Source organism: Nocardia sp. NPDC058244 (assembly GCF_042882065.1).
Lineage (GTDB): Bacteria > Actinomycetota > Actinomycetes > Mycobacteriales > Mycobacteriaceae > Nocardia.
The window spans coordinates 292,291-312,425 of sequence record NZ_JBHVWX010000002.1 but is presented as its reverse complement, the minus strand read 5'-3'; the positions used below and the strand labels follow the sequence as shown (position 1 = coordinate 312,425).

The window sequence follows — 20,135 nt, the reverse complement described above, 5'->3', positions numbered from 1 at the left end:
TCGGGCAATTTCGGCCCCAAGTGGCACCAAATTTCAGCGCGCGGTGGCCAGCCGCCGATTGCGGTGGCCGACGAACCGGCACACCAGATAGATGGTGAACGAGATTCCGGTGACGAACGTCGACACCGGCACCCCGGGCGCCAGCGACAACAGCAGTCCGCCCACCGCCGCGACCTCGGCGAAGACCACCGACAGCACCGTCGCCCGCAGCGGGCTCGCGGTCAGCTGCGCCGCCGCGGCGGCCGGGGTGATCAGCAGCGCCAGCACCAGCAGCGCGCCGACGATCTGCACGCCGAAGGCGGCGGTGATGCCGAGCAGCACCGCGAACACCACCGACAGCGCCCGCACCGGCACCCCGCGCGCCACCGCGACCTCGGGGTCGGAGCTGGCGAACAGCAGCGGCCGGTAGATCACCGCGAGCACGGCGAGCACGGCCGCGGTGCAGGTGACCAGCAGCGCGAGCCCGTCGTAGCCGACGCTGGCGACCTGGCCGGTGAGCAGCGAGAACTTCGAGCCGGCCCGGTCCGGTGCCAGCCACAGGAACAACACGGACAGGCCGAGACCGAATGAGAGCACCACCGCGATCACCGAATCACGTTCCCGCGCACGGGAACCGAGCCAGCCGAACAGGACGGCGGCGACCACCGATCCGGCGATCGCGCCGATCCCGACGCCGACACCGGCGAGCAGCGCCGCCGACGCGCCGGTCAGCGAGAGCTCGCTGGTGCCGTGCACGGCGAACGACATCTGCCTGCTGACGATCAGCGGCCCGATCAGTCCGGCGAGCAGCCCGAGCAGCGCGCTGGCGAGCAGCGCCTGCTGGACGAAGTCGTAGGTGAGCAGGTCGGCGGTGGTGCCGAGGTCGAACATCTGGTGCAGCACCTTGTTCAGCTTGTCCATCAGGCGGTACCGCCGAGCGCGTCCATGTCGTCGCCGGTGCCGACGACGACGAGCCGGTCCCGCACCCGCAGCACCTCGACCTCGGTGCCGTAGAGCTCCGAGAGCGTCGCCGAGGTCATCACCTCGTCGGGGGTGCCGATCCGGAATTCGCCGTCGACCAGGTAGAGCACCCGGTCGACCATCGGCAGGATCGGGTTGATCTCGTGGGTCACGAACAGCACGGCCGTGTCGTGTTCGCGGCGGCGCTTGTCGACGAGTTCGGCGACCAGCCGCTGATTGGCCAGGTCCAGGCTGAGCAGCGGTTCGTCGCAGAGCAGCACCGCCGGGTCGCCGACGAGCGCCTGCGCGACCCGCAGCCGCTGCTGCTCGCCGCCGGAGAGGGTGTCCAGCGGGGCGTGCGCGAATCGCTGCGCGCCGACCGCGGCCACAGCGGCCTCGACCTTGCGCGCCCGCTCCCGGCGGCCACGCCAGCCGAGTCCCCACCGGTGCCCGTCGACGCCGAGCCCGACCAGATCGAGGCCGCGCAATTGCACCCCGGCATCGATCGTCTTCTGTTGCGGCACATAGCCGATGCCCGGATTGCCGACCCCGGCCGGCGCCCCCGCGACCTCCGCGGTGCCCGAGCCCAGCTCCAGCAGGCCGAGCAGGACCCGCAGCAGCGAGGTCTTGCCGGAGCCGTTGGGGCCGAGGACGGCGATGAATTCCCCTGGCGCCACATCGAGATCGAGATCGCGCCACAGGGTGCGTTCGCCGAAGGACAGGCTCGCCCCGCGCAGCCGGATGGCCCCGCCGACGGGGTCGGCGGGGGCGATCGGCGCGGCGGGCGGGGCCGCTCCCTCGGTCGTGGACACGGCGATCAGCGCAGCGCCGCGGCGAGCGCCTTGGCGTTCGCGGTCTGCCACTGGATGTAATCGACCCCGGCGGGCAGGGTTTCGGTGACCTCGACGACGTTGACTCCCGAGCTCTGGGCGGCGGCCCGCAGGTCCTGGGTGATCTTGTCCTGGGTCTGGGTGTTGTAGATCAGCGCCTTGACCTGCTTGCCGGTGATCAGGTCGCGGGTGGCGGCGACGGCGGCGGGTGCCGGGTCGGTCTCCTGCTCGATCGCTTCCTGGAACTCGTGCGGGGTCTTGTCCTGCGCGGTCGCGGCCAGCAGCAGGTAGTGCGCGAGCGGCTCGGACTGGGCGACCGGCGCGTTCGGGTGCTGGGTGGCGATGGTGCCGGTGATGGTGCTGACGCCGATCAGCTGGTTCTTGAAGGCGGTCGCACGCTCGGTGTAGGCGGCGGCGTTGGCGGTGTCGACCTCGCCGAGCTGGGCGGCGATCCGGTCGGCGACCGCGGCGACGGTGGTGACGTCGTACCAGACGTGCTCGTTGTCGTCGCTCTTGTCGGTGCGCTGCTCGAACGCGTCGACGGTCCGCTTGTTCTTGCCGGAGATGGCCTTCTCGATGAACTCGTCGTAGTGCCCGCCGTTGAACACCACCAGATCGGCGTCGCTGATCTTGGCGGTGTCGGTCGCCGAGGTCTCGAACGAGTGCGGGTCGGCCGCGGGATCGCTGATGATCGAGGTGACCTGCACGTCCGGCCCGGCGACCGCCGTCGCGATGGAGCCCCACACATTGGTGGAGGCCACGATCGAGAGACCGTCGCTGTCCTTCGAGCTGCCCCCGCAGGCCGTGAGCACGACCGCGGCCGCCACTCCCGCCGTGAGACCGGCACACATGCGGGCGAATCGACTGTTCACGCGGTACTCCTGGCCGTGCTCGATCAGGCACGGCGAGCTGTGCCCTAGATCATAATGGAAATCGTTACCGTTTTACTTTAGCAGGAACGAGTACCCGGTACGAACCACACGGAAAAGCCGGGCTCGGAGTTCGAGCCCGGCTTTGGCGGTGATCCGTCAGACCAGGACGTCGGCGGGCTGGCTGAGCAGTTGGGCGCAGCGCAGCAGGCCGAGGTGGCTGTAGGCCTGGGGGTGGTTGCCGAGGGAGCGTTCGGCGACCGGGTCGTACTCCTCGCTCAGCAGGCCGGTCGGCCCGGCGGCCGCGACGAGCTGGGCGAACAGCGCTTCGGCGTCGGAGCGCCTGCCGATGAGCAGGTAGGCCTCCACCAGCCAGGCGGCGCACAGGTGGAATCCGCCCTCGCCGCCGGGCAGGCCGTCGTCGTGGTGGTAGCGGTAGACCGTCGCGCCGCTGCGCAGCTCGGCCTCGGTCGCGACCACCGTGGCGGCGAAGCGCGGGTCGGCCGGGTCGATCAGCCCGCTCAGGCCGATGTGCAGGGTCGCGGCGTCGAGGTCGGTGCCGTCGTAGGCGGCGGTGTAGGACTGCACCTCCTCGTTCCAGCCCTTCGCCTTCACCTCCTCGGAGATGGTGTCGCGCAGCGTCGCCCACTCGGGATCGACCGGCCGGTCGAAGCGCGCGGCCAGGGTCAGCGCGCGATCGATCGTGAGCCAGCCCATCACCTTCGAGTACACGTGGTGGCGCGGGTTGCCGCGGATCTCCCAGATGCCGTGATCGGGTTCGGTCCAGCGCCGCTGCACCGCCGAGACCATGGCGTGCACCAGTTCCCAGTCGGCGTCGGGCAGCGCCTTGACCGCCTCGACCGCGCCCTGACGTTCCCGCTCGTGCGCCATCGAGGTGATCAGGTCGACGATCGGCCCGAACACGTCGAGCTGCACCTGCATGTTCGCCGCGTTGCCGACGCGCACCGGCCGCGAACCGGCGTAGCCAGGCAGCAGGTCGATGACGGCCTCGGGCGGCAGCGTCTCGCCGTAGATCGTGTACAGCGGGTGCAGGCGCTCCGGGCCGGGCAGGGTGTCGAGGACCCGGTGCACCCAGCCGAGGAACTCCTCGGCCTCGGTCAGCGAGCCCAGCGTCACCAGCGCCTGCGCGGTCAGCGAGGCGTCGCGCAGCCAGCAGTAGCGGTAGTCCCAGTTGCGCACGCCGCCGATGTCCTCGGGCAGCGAGGTGGTGGCCGCCGCCAGGATCGAGCCGGACGGGCGGTGCACGAGCCCGCGCAGGGTCAGTGCGGACCGCTTCATCAGATCCGGCTTGAGCGGCGGCAGCTGCAGCCCGGCCGCCCACTGCGACCAGTACTGCTCGGCCAGCTGACGGCGCTGGTGCTCCGGCGTCATCGAGGGGGCCAGATCGGCGGTGCCGCAGCGCAATTCGAGGATCACCGGCGCGCTGGCCGGATCGACGACAGCGCGTGCCTGCTCGTTGGTGCCGTCGGAGGAGATCTCCCACTCCACGCCGGGCGAGCGCAGCACCATCGGATCGTTGGTGCCGCTGACCCGCAGGCCGTTGGGCACCGCTTCGATGCGCACCGGCACCTGGCCGAATTCCGGTCGCGGCGCGAAGGTCACGACGGCCTTCGCGTCACCGGTGATCACCCGGGTCAGGTCGGTACGGTCGGGGGCGACGTCGTGCGGCAGGTAATCGGTGACCTGCAAACTGGCCCAGCGGGTTTGGACGGTCATCGTGCCGTCCACGTACCGCTGCGACAGCGGCAGGCCCGCCCGCTCCGGCGCCACGGTGAAGTGGCCCGCGCCCGCGCCGCCGAGCAGGTGCGCGAACACCGCCGCGGAATCCGGCTCGGGGTGGCAGAACCAGGTGACCGTCGCGTCGGGGGTGAGCAGCGCGACCGAGCGCGGGCTGGCCAGCATGCTCAGCCGCTCGATCCGGGGCGCGCTGGCGCCGGCCAGCCAGGTCCGGCGCTCCTCCACCAGGAACGCCAGCGCGCGCGCCACGTCCTCGGTCGAGCTCACCCGCAGTTTGGCCAGGCTCTCGCCGTCGCCGACCTTGATGCCGACGTCGGGACCGGACAGCACCCGGAACGCCTTCTCGTCGGTGACGTCGTCACCGAAGAACACTGCGGCCGAGGCGCTTTCCTGATGCCGGATGGTGTCGAGCGCGGTGCCCTTGTCGGTGGGAATCACCGCGAGCTCGATCACCGCCTTACCTTCGGTCACCTGGACGCCGACCCAGCAGGCCGGGCCCTGGCGCACGGAATTCAGTGCGCGCCTGCCGATCTCGGGGCTGGCGTTGCGCACGTGCAGTGCGGCGCTGGCCGGTTTCGACTCGACGGTCACACCGGGGTTCTCGGCCGCGATCTGCGCGAAGGCGGTCTGGATCTCGGCGAGCAGTTGTTTGGCGTCGTTGTCGATCGCGTGCACGAAGCCGACGTCGAACTCCGAACCGTGACTACCGATCAGCTGCACCTCGACCGGCAGGCGCGACAGCGCGGCCAGATCGCGTAGTGCCCGACCGGAAATCACCGCGGCGGTCGTGTTGGCCAACCCCGCCAGCGCGCGTAAGGCGCTGACCGATTCCCGTTGGGGAAACGCTTTCGCGGGGTCGGACACGATCGGGGCAATAGTCCCGTCGTAGTCCGAGGCAACCAAGAGCCGTGGCACGCGCGCAACCGACGCCAGTGCACGGCGGACATCCAAGGGCAGATCCTGTGCGCTCACGCATCCAACCTAGTGATGGGAGGAGTTGATCAGGGGGCGCGAAAAACAATACTGCGTCAATTTTGCCGCGCGAGCGGCGCGGCGGGTTGTGCGCTCGGGTGTCGGCCGGTTGCTCGCGACCGCGCCGCTAATTCCGGGCCTTTCGCCCATCGGGGCGGACCGTGTTCGCCGAGCTCATCGGGCCCGCGGGCCGGTTGGGGAGGCCCGCGGGGCTGGTAGATGCATGGTCCCGCATATGCGACGTCGGCTATGCATCTTCTCAGGGGAAGACGCGCAGCCGACGCGTGTCAACGGGCGTGGGTGATTTGTGGTCTATCCGCGATCGCCCAGCAACAGGTCGACCGTGAGCTCGAGCCGTTCCGTGACGTCGGTCGCCGAAGCGCGGCGGGTGAGCCACGCGACGAGGTTGGACAGCCACACATCGGAGATGACCCTGGCGATGGCGAGCTGACGCTCGTCGGGCTCGCCGTCGCTCATCGCGCGGGCGAAGACCCGGTCCATCACCTTGCCGACCCGGTCGACCTCGGCGGCGGCCGAGGCGTCGGCGAACATGAACGCGCGCGTCATGGCCTCGGTGAGCAGCGGGTCGCGCTGCATCATCCGGGTGATCTGGGTGAGCAGGCCGTGCATGCGCTCGGACGGGCCGTCGCCGGGTAGCGGACGGCGCTTGCCCTCGAACTGCTCGAATTCCCTGGCCAGCGCCGAGACCAGCAGGTGCACCTTGGACGGGAAGTACCGGTACAGGGTGCCGACGGCGACATCGGCCCGCTCGGCCACCGCGCGCATCTGAACAGCGTCGTAGCCGCCCTTGGAGGCCAGCGACAGGGTGGCGTCGAGGATGCGCTTGCGGCGCTCCCGCTGCGCGTTGGAGCTCAGCTCGTCCTCGGACAGTGTCGTCACGGTGGGCGTGGGGGCCGGACTGTCCATCGTGGAAACCCTTTCGCTGCGAGCGCCTGAAAACACGGGCCAAGTGTAGGTCTCTTGACTTACACCCGGCCCGGATATTAGAACATGTTCTAGGAGTGGGAGCCACGCCGGAAGGGCGGTTTTTCTTGTGACCATCGCCACCACTGACGAGCATAAAGCCGCCGCGGAGTCGCTGCGGGGCTGGGCGAGTTCGGTCGCGCCGATTGCAACAATGCGGGCCGGCGGCGCCGGTAGCTGGCGCCAGTACTGGCCCGCGCTGACCGAGTTCGGCCTGTTCGAGGTCGCGCTCGACGAACAGCACGGCGGCCTGGGCGGCACCGTGGCCGACCTGGCCGTGCTGCTGGAACAAACAGCCGATGACCTGGTCGGCGGTCCGGTACTGGCCACCGCGCTGGCCGCGCTGATCACCCGGGGCGCGGTCGCCGAGGGTGCCCCGTGCGGCATCGCCGTGCCGACCGAGGAGCCCACCGCGAAGGCGGTCGGCACCGACGACGGCTGGACCGTCACCGGCACGTGGGACTTCGTCTACGGCGCCGACGCCGACACCCAGGTGCTGCTGCCCGCGAACACCGTCGACGGCGTGCGCTGGCTGCTGATCCCGTCGGCCGATGTGACGATCACCACGCTGGCGAACAGCGATCACACGGTGCCGCTGGCCCGCGTCACCGCCGCCGACGTGACCGTCGCGGCAGCGCGCGGCTTCGAGCCGGCCGCCGATGTCACCGACCTGTTCGTCGCCCTCGCGGTCGCCGAGCTGGCCGGCGTCGCCGGCTGGTGCCTGCGCACCGCGGTCGACTACGCCAAGGTCCGCGAGCAGTTCGGCAAGCCGATCGGCAGCTTCCAGTCGATCAAGCACATCTGCGCCTGGATGCTGTGCCGCACCGAGCTGATCCGCGCCGTCGCCGCCGACGCGGCCGCCGCGATCGACGAAGGCGGCGCCGAACTGCCGATCGCCGCCGCCGTCGCCGCGGCCACCGCGCTCGACGCCGCGGTCGACACCGCCAAGGACGCCATCCAGGTGCTCGGCGGCATCGGCTTCACCTGGGAGCACGACGCGCACTTCTACCTGCGCCGGGCCAGCGCGCTGCGGCAGCTGCTCGGCGGGTCCGCCCGCTGGCGGGCCAGGGTCGCCGAGCTCACCAGGGCCGGGCAGCGCCGCACCACCGGCGCCGAGCGCGTGCTCGGCGACGTGGCCGGCGATACCGCGCTGACCGCCGAGATCGCCGCCATCGCCGCGCTCTCGCTCGAGGAGCAGCAGCGCGCCCTGGTCGATGGCGGCTTCGTGATGCCGCACTGGCCGAAACCGTATGGGCGCGAAGCCGATCCGATGACCTGCCTGCAGATCGGCGAGCAGCTGCGCCGCGCCGACCTGACCACCCCCGACCTCGCGGTGGCCGGCTGGGCGGTGCCGACCCTGCTGCGCTACGGCACCGAGGCGCAGATCGAGCGCTTCGTCTGGCCGACCCTGCGTGGCGAGGTCACCTGGTGCCAGCTGTTCAGCGAACCGGGCGCCGGCTCGGACCTCGCCGCGCTGCGCACCACCGCCGAGAAGGTCGACGGCGGCTGGGTGCTGCGTGGCCAGAAGGTGTGGACCTCGCTGGGATCCGAAGCGAACTGGGGCATCTGCCTGGCGCGCACCGATCCGGCCGCGGCCAAGCACCGCGGGATCAGCTACTTCCTGGTCGACATGCACGCCGCGGGTGTGCAGGTGCGCCCGCTGGTGACGATCACCGGGGAGGCTCGCTTCAGCGAGGTCTTCCTCGACGAGGTCTTCGTCCCCGACGAGGGGCTGGTCGGCGCGCTGAACAACGGCTGGAAGATCGCCAGGACCACCCTGTCTGCCGAACGCGTCGCCATGGGCGGCGGCGGTATCGGCGGCGCGCTGGAGGCGCTGCTCGACCGTTTCCCGGTCGGCGGATGGGGAACCGAACTGCGGGAGGACCGCTTCGGCGAGCTCATCACCTCCTCGATCGCAGGCTCATTGCTGGAGCAGCGCATCGCGGTGGCGACGATGGCGGGCGTCGACGCGGGCGCCCAAGCCAGCGTCCGCAAGCTCGTCGGTGTCCGGCACCGGCAGGACCTGGCGGAGTACGCCCTGGAGCTTTCCGATCGAGAAGGCTCCCTGGAAGACGAAGCCCTGAAAGAATTCTTGCTCACACGCTGTCTCTCCATCGCGGGCGGTACCGAGCAGATCCTGTTGACCGTGGCCGCCGAGCGGATTCTCGGCCTGCCGCGCGATGCGGACAGTTAGCTCGATGAGGGAGGACGCCGTGGACTTCACCCGCGACGAAAGCGCCGACGCCGTAGCCGAGGTGGTCGTGAGCCTGCTCGAACGTGAGCAGGCCCGAGATATGGAATTGTGGCCGAGCCTGATCGACTCCGGCCTGCTCGCGGTCGCCGTGCCCGAGCAGTTCGGTGGCGACGGCATGGGCCTGCTGGAGGTGTCGGCCCTGCTCATGGAGCTGGCCACCGACGCCGTCGCGGTACCGGCGCTGCCGACCTTCGGGTTCGGCGTGCTGCCGCTGCTGCCGTCGCTGTCGGACGAACTGGCAGGCCGCGTGGTCGCCGAGGTCGGCAAGGGCACCGTGCTCACCGCCGCCCTGAGCGAGCCGGGCGCGCCGTTCACCACCACGCCGACCACCAAGGCGGTCCGCGACGGTGACACCGTGCGGATCACCGGCCGCAAGGTCGGCGTGATCTACGCCGAGCAGGCGCGCTGGATCCTGGTGCCCACCGACGCGGGCGTCGCGCTCGTCGAATCGGTCGCGCCGGGGCTCACGCTCCTGCCGGTCGAGGGATCGGCGGGCATCCCCGAGGCGACCGTGGTGCTCGACGACGTCGAGATCCCCGCCGACCAGCTGCTGCCCGCCGACGTGCTGCCCCGGCTGCACCGGTACGCGCTGGCCGCTATCGGCGCGGTCGCCGACGGCCTGCTCAAGGGGGCGCTCGCGCTCACCGCCGAGCACGTGCGCACCCGGGAACAGTTCGGCAGGCCGCTGGCCGAATTCCAGGCCGTGGCCCAGCAGATCGCGGATCTGTACGTGGTCTCGCGCACCCTGCACGTGGCGGCGGAATCGGCGTGCTGGGCCCTGGCTCAGGACGACGCGTCGCCCGAATACCAGCACCGTATCGACGAGGATCTCGAGGTGCTCGCCTACTGGGCGGCCGCCGAAGTTCCGCGCGCCATGCAGAAATGTCATCACCTGCACGGTGGACTGGGTGTGGATATCACCCACCCGATGCACCGCTACTACTCACAGGCCAAGGATCTCGCCCGTCTGCTCGGTGGCGAGGGCCTGCGCCTCGACCTTCTGGGAGCAAGATGTTCATCGATCTGACCGCCGAACAGCGGCGGTTGCGCGAGGAATTGCGTTCCTATTTCGCCGATCTCGTCACGCCCGAGGAACACGCCGAGATGGCGGTCAACCGGCACGGCGACGCCTACCGCGAGGTGGTGCGCCGGATGGGCCGCGACGGCTGGCTCGGCGTCGGCTGGCCGAAGGAATTCGGCGGCCAGGGTTTCGGCCCGATGGAACAGCAGATCTTCTTCAACGAGGCGGTGCGCGCCGATGTGCCGCTGCCCCTGGTGACGCTGCTGACCGTCGGCCCGACGCTGCAGAAGTACGGCACCGACGCGCAGAAGCAGAAGTTCCTGCCCGGCATCCTGTCCGGTGACATCCATTTCGCGATCGGCTATTCCGAACCCGAAGCGGGCACCGACCTGGCCGCGCTGCGCACCACCGCGGTGCGCGACGGCGACGGCGACTGGATCGTCAACGGGCAGAAGATCTTCACCACCGGCGCGCACGAGGCCGACTACGTCTGGCTGGCCTGCCGCACCGGTTCGGTGGAGTCGCGCCACCGCGGCATCACGATCCTGATCGTCGACACCAAGGATCCGGGCTACTCCTGGACCCCGATCATCACCTGCGACGGCGCCCACCACACCAACGCCACCTACTTCGACGACGTGCGGGTGCCCGCGGAGATGCTGGTCGGCGAGGAGAACCGGGGCTGGCGCCTGATCACCACCCAGCTCAATCACGAGCGGGTCAGCCTCGGCCCGTCGGGCAAGATCGAGCAGCTCTACGACCGCCTGCACGACTGGTCGGCGCAGCATCAGCTGCTCGGCGAGCCTGAGGTCCGGCGCGCGCTGGGCCGGGTGCGGACCATGGTGCGGCTCAACGAGTTGCTGAACTGGCAGGTCGCGGCCGCCGACCCGGCCGCGGCGCAGAACACCGTGATCGCCGACGCGTCGGCCACCAAGATCTTCTCCACCGAGTCGCTGCAGGAAGCGGGCCGCGTGGTCGAGGAGATCATCGGCCGCTTCGGCGATCCGGCCGAGCCCGGCACCGCCGAACTGCTGGGCTGGCTGGACCGGCGCACCAAGCAGAACCTCGTCGTCACCTTCGGTGGCGGCGTCAACGAGATCATGCGCGAACTGGTCGCCTCCGCCGGCCTGGAACTGCCGCGCGTCCCCCGATGAACAAGGAGCAGGGCGTGCAGGAAGCACTGTCGAAACTCGCCGCGGCGGGCGAGTCCGCGCCGCGGGCCGGGCGCGACCCGGTGAACCAGCCGATGATCCACAACTGGGTCGAGGCGATCGGCGACACCAACCCGATCTACGTCGACGAGGCCGCCGCCAAGGCCGCCGGTCACCCCGGCATCGTCGCCCCGCCCGCCATGGCCCAGGTGTGGACGATGAACGGTCTGCACGGCGTGCGCACCGCCGACGACCCGCTCGGCCTGGCCACGCAGCTGCTCGACGACGCGGGCTTCACCTCCGTCGTCGGCACCAACTGCGAGCAGACCTACCACCGTTACCTGCGGCCGGGCGAGGAGGTGACCGTCTCGAGCCGGCTCTCGGAGTTCAAGGGCCCCAAGCGCACCGGGCTGGGCGACGGCTGGTTCCTCACCTTCACCACCACCTGGTCGGTCGGTGACGAGGTGGTCACCGAGATGCTGTTCCGCATCCTGAAGTTCGTGCCCGCCGCGAAGGAGGCGCCCGCGGCGTCCGAGATCGCGGTCGCGCCCGCCGAGCGGGTCGGTCCGGTCATCTCCAAGGACACCGAATTCTTCTGGGCCGGTACCGAGATCGGCGAGCTGCGGATCCAGCGCCTGCCCGACGGTTCGCTGCGGCATCCACCGATCCCCGCCCTGTGGCAGGACAAGGCGGAGACCACCGATTACGTCGTCGCCGCAGGCACCGGCACGGTGTTCAGCTTCGTCGTGCACCACGCGCCGAAGGTGCCCGGCCGCGAGCTGCCGTTCGTCGTCGCCCTGGTCGAGCTCGACGAAGGGGTGCGCATGCTCGGTGAGCTGCGCGGCATCGAACCGGGCGAGGTCGCCGTGGGCGTGCCCGTCCGGGTCGCCTTCGAAAAGCTGTCCGACGGAACCGTTCTGCCCTACTGGGAGGCCGCGCAGTGACCGCCACGACCGAACCCACCGCTGTCGCGGTGGGTGACTCGCTACCCGAGCTGGTGATCCACGCCGATCCCACCTTCGTGATCAGCACGGCCCTGGCCACCAGGGATTTCCAGGACGTGCACCACGACCGCGACAAGGCGGTCGAGCGCGGGTCCAGCGACATCTTCGTCAACATCCTCACCGACACCGGTCTGGTGCAGCGCTTCGTCACCGACTGGGCCGGGCCCACCGCCCTGGTGAAGTCGATCGCGCTGCGGCTGGGTGTGCCGCTGTACGCCGGCGACACGCTGACCCTCTCCGGCACCGTCACCGCGGTGTCCGGCGCGCTGGTCACCATCGATGTGCGCGGCCGCGACAGCCTCGGTGAGCACATCACGGCGACCGCGGTGATCGCCCTTCCCTCTCTGGAGAACTCATGACGGGCCTGTCCGGGCATGCCGCCATCGTCGGCATCGGCGCCACCGATTTCTCGAAGGACTCCGGCCGCAGCGAATTGCGGCTGGCCGCCGAGGCGGTCAGCGCGGCACTGGCCGACGCCGGGCTCACGCCCGCCGACGTCGACGGCCTGACCACCTTCACCATGGACACCAACACCCAGGCCGCGGTGGCCAGGGCGGTGGGCATCCCCAGCCTGAAGTTCTTCAGCCACATCGGCTACGGCGGCGGCGCGGCCTGCGCGACCGTGCAGCAGGCCGCGATGGCGGTGGCCACCGGGGTCGCCGACGTGGTGGTCGCCTACCGCGCGTTCAACGAGCGCTCCGGCGCCAGGTTCGGGCAGTTCTCGCCCGCGCTGGCGGCCGCGCCGACGTCCTCGGGCATCGACGCGGGCTGGGCCTACCCGCAGGGGCTGGGTACCCCGGCCGCGCAGGTCGCCATGGTGGCGCGCCGGTACATGCACGTCACCGGCGCGACCAGCGCCGATTTCGGCGCTGTCGCGGTGGCCGATCGCAAGCACGCCGCGGTGAACCCGAACGCCTTCTTCTACGGCAAGCCGATCACCCTGGAACAGCACCAGGATTCGCGCTGGATCGCCGAACCGCTGCACCTGCTCGACTGCTGCCAGGAGTCCGACGGCGGCGTCGCCATCGTGGTCACCAGCGCCGAGCGCGCCCGCGACCTGCCGCAGCGTCCCGCGATCATCGCGGCCGCCGCCCAGGGCAGCGGCGCCGACCAGTACGTGATGACCAGCTACTACCGCGACGCCATGACCGGCCTGCCGGAGATGGGTCTCGTCGGTGACCAGCTGTGGGCCCAGAGCGGCCTGAGCGCGGCCGACATGCAGGCCGCGATCCTCTACGACCACTTCACCCCCTTCGTGCTGATGCAGCTCGAGGAGCTGGGCTTCTGCGGTCGTGGCGAGGCCAAGGACTTCATCGCCGACGGCGCGATCGAGATCGGCGGCAGGCTCCCGCTCAACACCCACGGCGGCCAGCTGGGCGAGGCCTACATCCACGGCATGAACGGCATCGCCGAGGCGGTGCGCCAGATCCGCGGCACCTCGGTCAACCAGGTCGAGGACCTGGAGCGCATCCTGGTCACCGCGGGCACCGGCGTTCCCACCTCGGGGCTCGTGCTCACTTCGTAGGCTCGACCGGGTGACCCCACGCCACCTGGTCGACGTCCACGTGCTGCTGATCCGCGACGGCGCGCTCCTGCTGAGTCTGCGCCGCAGCGGTGACGAGTACGACCACCGCTGGCATCTGCCGTCGGGCAAGGTGGAACTCGGCGAGTCGGTGACGGCCGCCGCAGCCAGGGAGGCCGCGGAGGAGGTCGGGGTGGACATCGACCCCGCCGCGCTGCGGCTGATCCATGTCGCGCACGTGACCGCGCCCGGCCGGGACGCGCGCCTCGGGCTGTTCTTCCGCGCCGATCGGTGGCAGGGCGAGCCTTTCAATCGGGAACCCGATAAATGCTATGCGGTGCAGTGGTTTACACCGCATGAACTCCCCACGGATCTGATCGAGTATTCCGCGCTCGGAATCGCCGCGCTGAATTCGAACGAGCCCTATTCCGAATTCGGTTGGGCAGGCGCCTGATCAGATGCGGCCGAATCGGCGACGCCGGTCAGGAATATCGACAGCGGGCGGGTGAGTTGCTCGACGCTGTCCGGCGTACCCGCCGGTAGGTCGGCGCGGGTGCCCGCGAGCCGATCGAAGACCAGGCCTTCCAGTAGCGCGAGGAAGTCGCCCGCCGAGTCGCGGGGCCGGACCGCGCCGAGGGCGATGAACAACTCGGTGGCCCGGTCCAGTGAGAACAAACTGCCTGCCAGACGGGACCGCACCGGGGGATCGGCGAGCACCTCGACGATCAGCGCTTGCCGGGCGATGAGCTCGTTGCGCCGCTGGTCCAGCAGCTGATCCAGCCAGCCCGCGACCCCGCGCGCGATGTCGTCCGGGTGCCTGCCCTGGCGGCTGAGCCCGGTCCGCGCTGCGTGTTTGCCGAGCGAGCCGGGCCCTTCGCGCATCGCCGCGAAGTCGGCGCGCGAGCGCGCGGTGATGCCGTCGGCGACCGCTTCGATCAGCGCCTGCCTGGTGCGGAAGTAATAGGACGCCGAGCCGAGCGGTAGTCCCAGCCGGGAGTCGAGCGCGCGGTGGGTGAGCGCGCGGATTCCGCTGGTCGCGATGAGGTCGATCGCGCCGGTCACCAGCTGTGCGCGGCGGTCTGTGGACATCGTCACCTTCCCTGGTCGTCGTTCCGTCCGTCCTCTACAACTGTAGAGGACGAGGAGGTCGGCATGACATCAGGAACGGTTGTTCTGGACCCGGCGCAGGTCGCGGCGGCCGACGCGCTCGCGGCGCTGCTCGATCGCCACGGCAGGCCGCGCAGGCGTCATCGCGGCGTCTACCTGCACGGCAGGCCCGGCCGTGGCAAGACGATGGTGATGGACCGCTTCTTCGCGAGCGCGGCGGCGGAACGCAAGCGCCGCTTCCACTTCCACACCTTCTTCGCCGCGCTGCATACGGCCGCGCACACGCTGGGCTCCATCGAACGGGCCGTCGGCGACCTGCTCGGCGACGCCGATCTGGTGTGTTTCGACGAGTTCCACGTCCACGACATCGGTGACGCCATGCTCATCGCCCGCCTGCTGGAGACCCTGTTCGCCGAGCGTCGCACCCTGGTCGTCACCTCGAACTACCCGCCGCGCGAGCTGCTGCCGAACCCGCTGTTCCACGACCGATTCGTGCCGACCATCGAGCGCATCCTGGCCCACCTCGACGTGGTCACCCTCGACGGACCGCTGGACTACCGCACCATCGGCGCCCATCGTGACAGCGGTTTCGTCGCCGGTCGCTACGTGCTGGCGCCGGACGAACCCACCGACGACGGCGTCGATCTCGACCTGGGCGACGGCCGGACCGTGCGGGCGCGCGCCGTCGACGGCGACGCGGTCATCTTCGACTTCGCGCACCTGTGCGGCGCGCCGACCAGCGCCGCCGACTACCTGCGCCTGACCGGCCGATTCCGCCGCTGGACAGTGCGCGCGGTCCCCCCGCTGCGCGAGGTGCCGCCCGACTGGGCGATGCGCCTGGTCAATCTCGTCGATGTCCTCTACGACGCCGACCTGCCCTGCGCGATCCACGCGCCCGAGCCGGTGAGCACGCTGACGGCGGGTGTCCCCGCGGTGCCCGACCTGGCCAGAACCGCGAGCAGACTCGGTGAGTTGCCCCTGGTCGGCGCGGCGATCGTTCGCGGCGCGTAACAAGACACGGAATTCGGGGGGACAATAAATAGGGAGGTCATCCAAACTATCGATTTCCTCCCGAGCGAACCACTCGGCGTGTAACTATGTGGCTGTTTTGTGCAGGCTCTGGGGTTTGGTGGTACAGCTGTGATCGGGGTGAGTCAGCCCATTCCGCGGACGATCGTCGTGATCGCACTGCTCGCCGCTGCGACGATCGCGTTGCAGGGTTACCTCCCCGGCGCCGCACCCGCCGATTCGAACAGCGCGCCCTCGCCGCTGCTGGTCGCGGTGATGCCGGTGCTGCTGCTGGTGTCGGTCGTGATCCTGGTCGCCGGGGTGATCGCCAGTCAGCATCGTCTGCCGCTGGCCATGCCGCAAGCCGAACGTGAAGCGACACCGCGCTTCCGGTGGCGCAGGCTGGCCCTGCTCGGACCGATCGTGCTCGCCGTGATCGCGCTGGTCTTCGCGGGCGGCGTCACCGCCCTGTTCCTGCTGCCGGGAGCGCGTCCGATGCGCCCGGCCTCGGAGACCCTGCCGGAGGGCTCGGGTCCCGTCCCGACCCCGACCGACGCGCCCGCACCCGATCCCGGCACCGGCGCCGCCGAACTCACCGGCACCGCGCTCATCATCGCCGCCGTGCTGGCCGTCGTGCTGATCGTGGTGGCCCTGCTCGGACTCGTCGTGGTCGCGATGGCCACCCGCCGCGAGCCCGTGCAAGCCGCCGCGGCCGCACCCGAGGTCACCCCCAGCGCGGTCGACTCGCTCACCAGGGCCGCCGAGATGGGCCTGGCCGCGATGAACGCGCCGGGCCAGGACCCGCGCACCGCGATCATCGCCTGTTACGTGGCCATGGAGCGCGGTCTGTCCAGCGACCGCGCCGCCCGCCCGCAGGCCTCCGACACCCCCATGGAAGTGCTCGCCCGAGCGTTCGAAAGCGGTGTGCTGCACGACGCTTCGGCGCGCGAGCTGGTCGCGCTGTTCGAGGAGGCGCGGTTCAGCCCGCACTCGATGCTCGAATGGCAGCGCATGCGCGCCGAACAGCTGCTGCGCATCGTCCTGTCCGACCTGCAGCGAAGGCTGGTACCCGCATGAGCGCCACAACGCCGGAATCCGGTGCGGCGATAAGCCGTTCGGCCGTCATCGTCATCGCGATCGTGGCGGTGCTGCTGCTGGAGGTCGCGCTGGTGCGGATGGCCCGCGACACCGTACTGCTCGCCGTCGCCCTGCCGGTCGCGATCGCGCTGGCCACGCTGCTGTGGTCGCTGCGCAAGCGCGTGGTGCGCGAGGAACCGCTGACCGAGTACATCGACAACGGCCCGGCCGAGATGCTCGGCCGCTGGCACGCGCGCGCGGAGATGCTGACCGCCCGTGCCGACGGCACCCGCGCCGACTGGGACCGCCACCTGCGGCCCCTGCTGGCCAAGGAATTCGAATTGTCGACCGGATTGCGGGTAGCCAAGAACCGGCGGGCCACCGAGGTGGCCGGGCAACTGCAGTTCGGTCCCGAACTGTGGCGCTGGGTCGACCCGGCGAATTCCGCACTGCGCGACCAGACCGGTCGCGCGCCGGGTAGGGAGGCGCTGGACGAGATCCTGCGCCGATTGCAGACGATGTGAGGGGTTAGAGGCCACCGATGACCATGCCGTTGAACGTGACCGTCCAGCGCTCCGACGCCGTGCTGCGTGAGCTGGGCCGAGTCGTGGTCGGCAAGCGAGATGAGTTGCAGCTCATCATGATCGCCGTGCTGTCCGGAGGACACGTCCTCATCGAGGACCTGCCAGGTCTGGGCAAGACGCTGATCGCGCGGTCCTTCGCGGCCGCGCTCGGCCTGGATTTCACCCGCGTGCAGTTCACGCCCGATTTACTGCCCGCCGACCTGCTCGGCTCGACGATCTACGACATGTCGTCGGGCCGGTTCAACTTCCGTCGCGGTCCGGTCTTCACCAATGTCCTGCTCGCCGACGAGATCAACCGCACACCGCCCAAGACCCAGGCGGCGCTGCTGGAGGCGATGGCCGAGGGACAGGTGAGCATCGACGGCGAAACCTTCCTGCTGCCACAGCCCTTCATCGTGCTGGCCACCGACAACCCGATCGAGTACGAGGGCACCTACCCGCTGCCGGAGGCCCAGCTCGATCGCTTCGCCATCCAGCTGCGGCTGGGGTATCTGTCCGAGCAGGACGAGACGCAGATGATCCGGCGCAGGCTCGAACGCGGATCGACGCCGCCGCAGGTCGGTCAGGTCGTCGACGCGCAGGGCCTGATGGAGATGCGCCAATCGGTCGAGTTCGTCACCGTGCACCCCGATGTCGTGAACTACGTGGTCGCGCTCGCCTCGGCGACGCGCAGCCACCCGCAGGTCGAGGTCGGCGCCAGCCCGCGCGCCGAGCTCGATCTGGTGCAGATGTCGCGGGCTCGTGCCCTGCTGCTCGGCCGCGACTACGTGATCCCCGAGGACGTGAAGGCACTGGCGGTGCCCGCGATGGCCCACCGCATCACGCTGCGGCCGGAGATGTGGGTGCGCCGCATCCGGGGTGAGGACGTCATCTCCGAGCTACTGCGCCGGCTACCGGTGCCCCGCGCCACCAGCACATGAAGCACCGCGACGAATCCAGAACGGTCGAGGTCGACCTGCGCTGGCGGCCCGCCCCGCTGGTGTTCATCCTGGCCGGGTGCGCCGCGGCGGCACTGGTCGTCGCGGTGTTGCGCGGGCAGTGGCAGCTGGTGGTCTTCGCCGCCCCGATGCTCGGCGTGCTCGCCACCGCGCCGTGGCAGCAGAACCCGACCAGGATCCAGGTCGACGGCAGCGGCACGGTGCGCTGTTTCGAGGGCGAGGTGGTCGGCTGCAACGCCGCCGCCTTCGTCGACAGCGGGCACGCGCTGCTGCGGATGACGCCCGTCCCGCTGACCGGCCTCGAGGTGGAGGTCGAGGAATCGCACGATTCCGGCGGCGCCCCCGCCGGCCTCCAGCTGGCGCTCTCGGCGAAGCGCTGGGGCCGATATCCGGTGCAGGTCGAGGTCTCCGCGCTGAGCCCGGCCGGATTGGCGGTGGCCACCGCCGAGCTGCCCGCGGCCGAGCTGTACGTGTACCCGATCGCCGACCCGCAGCGAATGCGCTTGCCGCGCACCGAACTTCCCGACCGGATCGGCACCCACCTCACCCGCAAGCACGGTCCCGGTGTCGAGTACGCCGATATCCGCGCGTACGCGCCCGGCGACCAGTTGCGCACCGTGAACTGGCCGGTGAGCGCGCGCCGCGGCAGGCTCTATGTCACCGAACGCTTCACCAACCGCTCCGCCGACGTGGTCGTCCTGGTCGACACCTCCCAGCAGGCGCCCGGCCCGGCCACCGCCTCGCTGGAGCTGTCGGTGCGCGGCGCGGCGCAGGTGGTGCAGTCCACCCTCCAGGCAGGCGACCGGACCGCGGTGGTGTGCCTGGGTGACACACCGCGCTGGCTGCGTCCCGACATCGGGCGCAGGCAGTTCTACCGGATCGTCGACACGGTGCTCGGCGTCGGTGACGAGCATGTCGAGACCACCGGCACGCTGGCCCCGCACGCCGCGGTGCCGATCGGCGCGATCGTGGTCGCGTTCTCCACGCTGCTCGACACCCAGTTCGCGCTCGCCCTGATCGACCTGCGCAAACGCGGTCACGTGGTGATCGCCGTCGACGTCCTGCGCGGCACCCCGTTCGAGGACGGCCTCGACCCGACCATGGCCAAGATGTGGCAGCTGGAGCGGGCCTCGATGTACCGCGACATGGGCACCGTCGGCGTCGACATCATCGCCTGGCCCGCCGAGACCAGGCTCGATCAGGCCATGCGCCTGCTGCCCGACCATCGCCGAACAGTGCGGGTGCGCCGATGACCAGATTCCTCGCCCTGCTCGCCGGACTGCTGCTGGTGGCCGCGGTCGCGCTGATCAACCCGTTCGCCGGGGTGGCCGCGCTCGCGCTGGTCATCGTGAGCTGGTGGTGGCGGCCCGCCGCCGTCGGCGCGGTGCTGGTGGTGATCGCGGCGCTCGCCTTCGCCGACGTCGGCGTGATCGCCGCGGCCGCGACCGGCCTGGTCGCCACCACCTACCTGCTCAACGCCGCCGTGCTGCACGCCCCGGAAGGCGTTGTGCCGACGACGATTCCGTCGGTCGGCGGCGCGGTGTTGTTCACCATCGCCGCCGCCACCGCGGCCCTGGTCCCGGTGGAATTGAGGTGGGCGCCGCTGGCCGCGCCCATCCTCATCGTCCTCATCTACGCCCTGCTGGTCGGCGGACTCACCCTGCGCCCGCCCGCCGGTTAGCCACGCGCTACCCGATCAGGGCACCCAGCCAGTGTTCGGGCTCCAGCCAGACGGTGACGTGCTCGCCCAACTGCTCGTGCGCGAAGACCAGGTACTGCTCGAGGGCGTCGCCGCTGAGATACCGCGCGGCGATATCGGCGATCTGCGCGCCGGTCGAGGGCTGGACATCGGCCACCGGTCCCTCCACCGACACGTACTTCACTTCGGGCTCGACCGTGTCGACCATCAGGGTGAATCGACCGGCCTCGGTGATCGCCCGCATCTTCGCCGAGGCGGGCAGGGTGGTGATCCACGGCCGGTCACCGGGGGTGTAGGCGTACCAGATGGGGACGGTCAGCGGGCCCCGAGCGGAGCGGGCGACCGACAGCGCGGCCACGTGCGGTCGCGCGAGAAACTCTTGCTTTTCCGTGTGTGTGAGCGCCATCGTCCGATGGTC

20 protein-coding genes are annotated in these 20,135 nt (G+C 70.4%); 13 read left to right on the top strand and 7 right to left on the bottom strand.

Translation table 11 applies throughout. The annotated features are described in order from the left end of the window. Nucleotides 1–33: 33 nt before the first annotated feature. The 5 genes from ACFVW6_RS07650 to kstR form a co-directional block, all read right to left on the bottom strand. Nucleotides 34–900 (bottom strand): metal ABC transporter permease, encoded by an 867-nt coding sequence (locus tag ACFVW6_RS07650; RefSeq protein WP_357346204.1) that lies wholly within the window; start codon nucleotides 898–900, stop codon nucleotides 34–36. Beyond that, nucleotides 900–1,712, bottom strand: a complete 813-nt coding sequence (locus ACFVW6_RS07645; RefSeq protein ID WP_378825711.1) for a metal ABC transporter ATP-binding protein — start codon at nucleotides 1,710–1,712, stop codon at nucleotides 900–902. Before ACFVW6_RS07645 ends, ACFVW6_RS07650 begins: the two co-directional genes overlap by 1 nt. A 44-nt stretch (nucleotides 1,713–1,756) precedes the next feature. Next, a complete protein-coding gene (locus ACFVW6_RS07640; protein WP_378825713.1) occupies nucleotides 1,757–2,620 on the bottom strand; it encodes a metal ABC transporter solute-binding protein, Zn/Mn family in 864 nt (287 codons plus the stop codon). A gap of 177 nt (nucleotides 2,621–2,797) precedes the next feature. After that, nucleotides 2,798–5,368 carry a trehalose-phosphatase gene (gene otsB, locus ACFVW6_RS07635; RefSeq protein WP_355270749.1) on the bottom strand — a complete coding sequence of 857 codons (2,571 nt, stop codon included), beginning with the start codon at nucleotides 5,366–5,368 and terminating at the stop codon, nucleotides 2,798–2,800. A gap of 312 nt (nucleotides 5,369–5,680) precedes the next feature. Next, nucleotides 5,681–6,295, bottom strand: a complete 615-nt coding sequence (kstR, locus tag ACFVW6_RS07630) for a cholesterol catabolism transcriptional regulator KstR (protein ID WP_218720591.1) — start codon at nucleotides 6,293–6,295, stop codon at nucleotides 5,681–5,683. A 127-nt stretch (nucleotides 6,296–6,422) separates the two neighbouring features. Between kstR and ACFVW6_RS07625 the strand changes: the two genes are divergently transcribed. The 7 genes from ACFVW6_RS07625 to ACFVW6_RS07595 are packed head-to-tail and all read left to right on the top strand — an operon-like array spanning nucleotide 6,423 to nucleotide 13,758. Further along, nucleotides 6,423–8,546, top strand: a complete 2,124-nt coding sequence (locus ACFVW6_RS07625; RefSeq protein ID WP_378825153.1) for an acyl-CoA dehydrogenase family protein — start codon at nucleotides 6,423–6,425, stop codon at nucleotides 8,544–8,546. 4 nt (nucleotides 8,547–8,550) lie between these two features. After that, entirely contained in the window at nucleotides 8,551–9,633 is a 1,083-nt protein-coding gene (locus tag ACFVW6_RS07620; RefSeq protein ID WP_378825155.1) for an acyl-CoA dehydrogenase family protein, read from the top strand. Continuing rightward, nucleotides 9,618–10,781 carry an acyl-CoA dehydrogenase family protein gene (locus ACFVW6_RS07615; protein WP_355270755.1) on the top strand — a complete coding sequence of 388 codons (1,164 nt, stop codon included), beginning with the start codon at nucleotides 9,618–9,620 and terminating at the stop codon, nucleotides 10,779–10,781. The genes ACFVW6_RS07620 and ACFVW6_RS07615 overlap by 16 nt, the downstream gene beginning before the upstream one ends. Beyond that, nucleotides 10,778–11,722, top strand: a complete 945-nt coding sequence (locus ACFVW6_RS07610; RefSeq protein WP_357346217.1) for a MaoC family dehydratase N-terminal domain-containing protein — start codon at nucleotides 10,778–10,780, stop codon at nucleotides 11,720–11,722. The genes ACFVW6_RS07615 and ACFVW6_RS07610 overlap by 4 nt, the downstream gene beginning before the upstream one ends. Next, nucleotides 11,719–12,141 carry a MaoC family dehydratase gene (locus tag ACFVW6_RS07605; protein ID WP_355270759.1) on the top strand — a complete coding sequence of 141 codons (423 nt, stop codon included), beginning with the start codon at nucleotides 11,719–11,721 and terminating at the stop codon, nucleotides 12,139–12,141. Before ACFVW6_RS07610 ends, ACFVW6_RS07605 begins: the two co-directional genes overlap by 4 nt. Next, nucleotides 12,138–13,307, top strand: coding sequence for a lipid-transfer protein (locus ACFVW6_RS07600; protein WP_355270761.1), 1,170 nt, complete (start codon nucleotides 12,138–12,140; stop codon nucleotides 13,305–13,307). The genes ACFVW6_RS07605 and ACFVW6_RS07600 overlap by 4 nt, the downstream gene beginning before the upstream one ends. Before the next feature lie 10 nt (nucleotides 13,308–13,317). Continuing rightward, nucleotides 13,318–13,758, top strand: a complete 441-nt coding sequence (locus tag ACFVW6_RS07595) for an NUDIX domain-containing protein (RefSeq protein WP_378825159.1) — start codon at nucleotides 13,318–13,320, stop codon at nucleotides 13,756–13,758. Here the strand turns inward: ACFVW6_RS07595 and ACFVW6_RS07590 are convergent. Further along, a complete protein-coding gene (locus ACFVW6_RS07590; protein WP_378825161.1) occupies nucleotides 13,728–14,393 on the bottom strand; it encodes a TetR/AcrR family transcriptional regulator in 666 nt (221 codons plus the stop codon). The two genes, ACFVW6_RS07595 and ACFVW6_RS07590, sit on opposite strands and share 31 nt — an antisense overlap. Nucleotides 14,394–14,456: 63 nt before the next feature. Here ACFVW6_RS07590 and zapE point away from each other — a divergent pair, with 63 nt between their 5' ends. The 6 genes from zapE to ACFVW6_RS07560 all read left to right on the top strand — a co-directional run bounded on the left by zapE (nucleotide 14,457) and on the right by ACFVW6_RS07560 (nucleotide 19,699). After that, nucleotides 14,457–15,422: a cell division protein ZapE gene (gene zapE, locus ACFVW6_RS07585; RefSeq protein WP_378825163.1), complete on the top strand. Its 966-nt coding sequence runs from the start codon at nucleotides 14,457–14,459 to the stop codon at nucleotides 15,420–15,422. Nucleotides 15,423–15,560: 138 nt separating this feature from the next. Beyond that, nucleotides 15,561–16,496, top strand: coding sequence for a DUF4129 domain-containing protein (locus ACFVW6_RS07580; protein ID WP_378825166.1), 936 nt, complete (start codon nucleotides 15,561–15,563; stop codon nucleotides 16,494–16,496). Then, entirely contained in the window at nucleotides 16,493–17,020 is a 528-nt protein-coding gene (locus ACFVW6_RS07575; protein ID WP_378825169.1) for a hypothetical protein, read from the top strand. Before ACFVW6_RS07580 ends, ACFVW6_RS07575 begins: the two co-directional genes overlap by 4 nt. Before the next feature lie 17 nt (nucleotides 17,021–17,037). Continuing rightward, a complete protein-coding gene (locus tag ACFVW6_RS07570) occupies nucleotides 17,038–18,000 on the top strand; it encodes an AAA family ATPase (RefSeq protein WP_378825171.1) in 963 nt (320 codons plus the stop codon). Next, on the top strand, nucleotides 17,997–19,271 hold the full coding sequence (locus ACFVW6_RS07565; protein ID WP_355270773.1) for a DUF58 domain-containing protein: 1,275 nt from the start codon (nucleotides 17,997–17,999) through the stop codon (nucleotides 19,269–19,271). The genes ACFVW6_RS07570 and ACFVW6_RS07565 overlap by 4 nt, the downstream gene beginning before the upstream one ends. Further along, nucleotides 19,268–19,699: a hypothetical protein gene (locus ACFVW6_RS07560; RefSeq protein ID WP_355270774.1), complete on the top strand. Its 432-nt coding sequence runs from the start codon at nucleotides 19,268–19,270 to the stop codon at nucleotides 19,697–19,699. Before ACFVW6_RS07565 ends, ACFVW6_RS07560 begins: the two co-directional genes overlap by 4 nt. A gap of 7 nt (nucleotides 19,700–19,706) precedes the next feature. Here the strand turns inward: ACFVW6_RS07560 and ACFVW6_RS07555 are convergent, their stop codons facing one another. Further along, nucleotides 19,707–20,123 (bottom strand): pyridoxamine 5'-phosphate oxidase family protein, encoded by a 417-nt coding sequence (locus ACFVW6_RS07555; RefSeq protein WP_355270775.1) that lies wholly within the window; start codon nucleotides 20,121–20,123, stop codon nucleotides 19,707–19,709. Nucleotides 20,124–20,135: the final 12 nt, after the last annotated feature.

Excerpts from the sequence above, each read along its gene's own strand:
- ACFVW6_RS07575 (WP_378825169.1), top strand. The coding sequence starts at position 16,493 with ATGAGCGCCACAACGCCGGAATCCGGTGCGGCGATAAGCCGTTCGGCC.
- ACFVW6_RS07640 (WP_378825713.1), bottom strand. The coding sequence starts at position 2,620 with ATGTGTGCCGGTCTCACGGCGGGAGTGGCGGCCGCGGTCGTGCTCACG.
- ACFVW6_RS07555 (WP_355270775.1), bottom strand. The coding sequence starts at position 20,123 with ATGGCGCTCACACACACGGAAAAGCAAGAGTTTCTCGCGCGACCGCAC.
- ACFVW6_RS07600 (WP_355270761.1), top strand. The coding sequence starts at position 12,138 with ATGACGGGCCTGTCCGGGCATGCCGCCATCGTCGGCATCGGCGCCACC.
- ACFVW6_RS07560 (WP_355270774.1), top strand. The coding sequence starts at position 19,268 with ATGACCAGATTCCTCGCCCTGCTCGCCGGACTGCTGCTGGTGGCCGCG.
- ACFVW6_RS07620 (WP_378825155.1), top strand. The coding sequence starts at position 8,551 with ATGAGGGAGGACGCCGTGGACTTCACCCGCGACGAAAGCGCCGACGCC.
- kstR (WP_218720591.1), bottom strand. The coding sequence starts at position 6,295 with ATGGACAGTCCGGCCCCCACGCCCACCGTGACGACACTGTCCGAGGAC.
- zapE (WP_378825163.1), top strand. The coding sequence starts at position 14,457 with ATGACATCAGGAACGGTTGTTCTGGACCCGGCGCAGGTCGCGGCGGCC.
- ACFVW6_RS07565 (WP_355270773.1), top strand. The coding sequence starts at position 17,997 with ATGAAGCACCGCGACGAATCCAGAACGGTCGAGGTCGACCTGCGCTGG.
- ACFVW6_RS07570 (WP_378825171.1), top strand. The coding sequence starts at position 17,038 with ATGACCATGCCGTTGAACGTGACCGTCCAGCGCTCCGACGCCGTGCTG.
- ACFVW6_RS07590 (WP_378825161.1), bottom strand. The coding sequence starts at position 14,393 with ATGTCCACAGACCGCCGCGCACAGCTGGTGACCGGCGCGATCGACCTC.
- ACFVW6_RS07615 (WP_355270755.1), top strand. The coding sequence starts at position 9,618 with ATGTTCATCGATCTGACCGCCGAACAGCGGCGGTTGCGCGAGGAATTG.
- ACFVW6_RS07650 (WP_357346204.1), bottom strand. The coding sequence starts at position 900 with ATGGACAAGCTGAACAAGGTGCTGCACCAGATGTTCGACCTCGGCACC.
- ACFVW6_RS07610 (WP_357346217.1), top strand. The coding sequence starts at position 10,778 with ATGAACAAGGAGCAGGGCGTGCAGGAAGCACTGTCGAAACTCGCCGCG.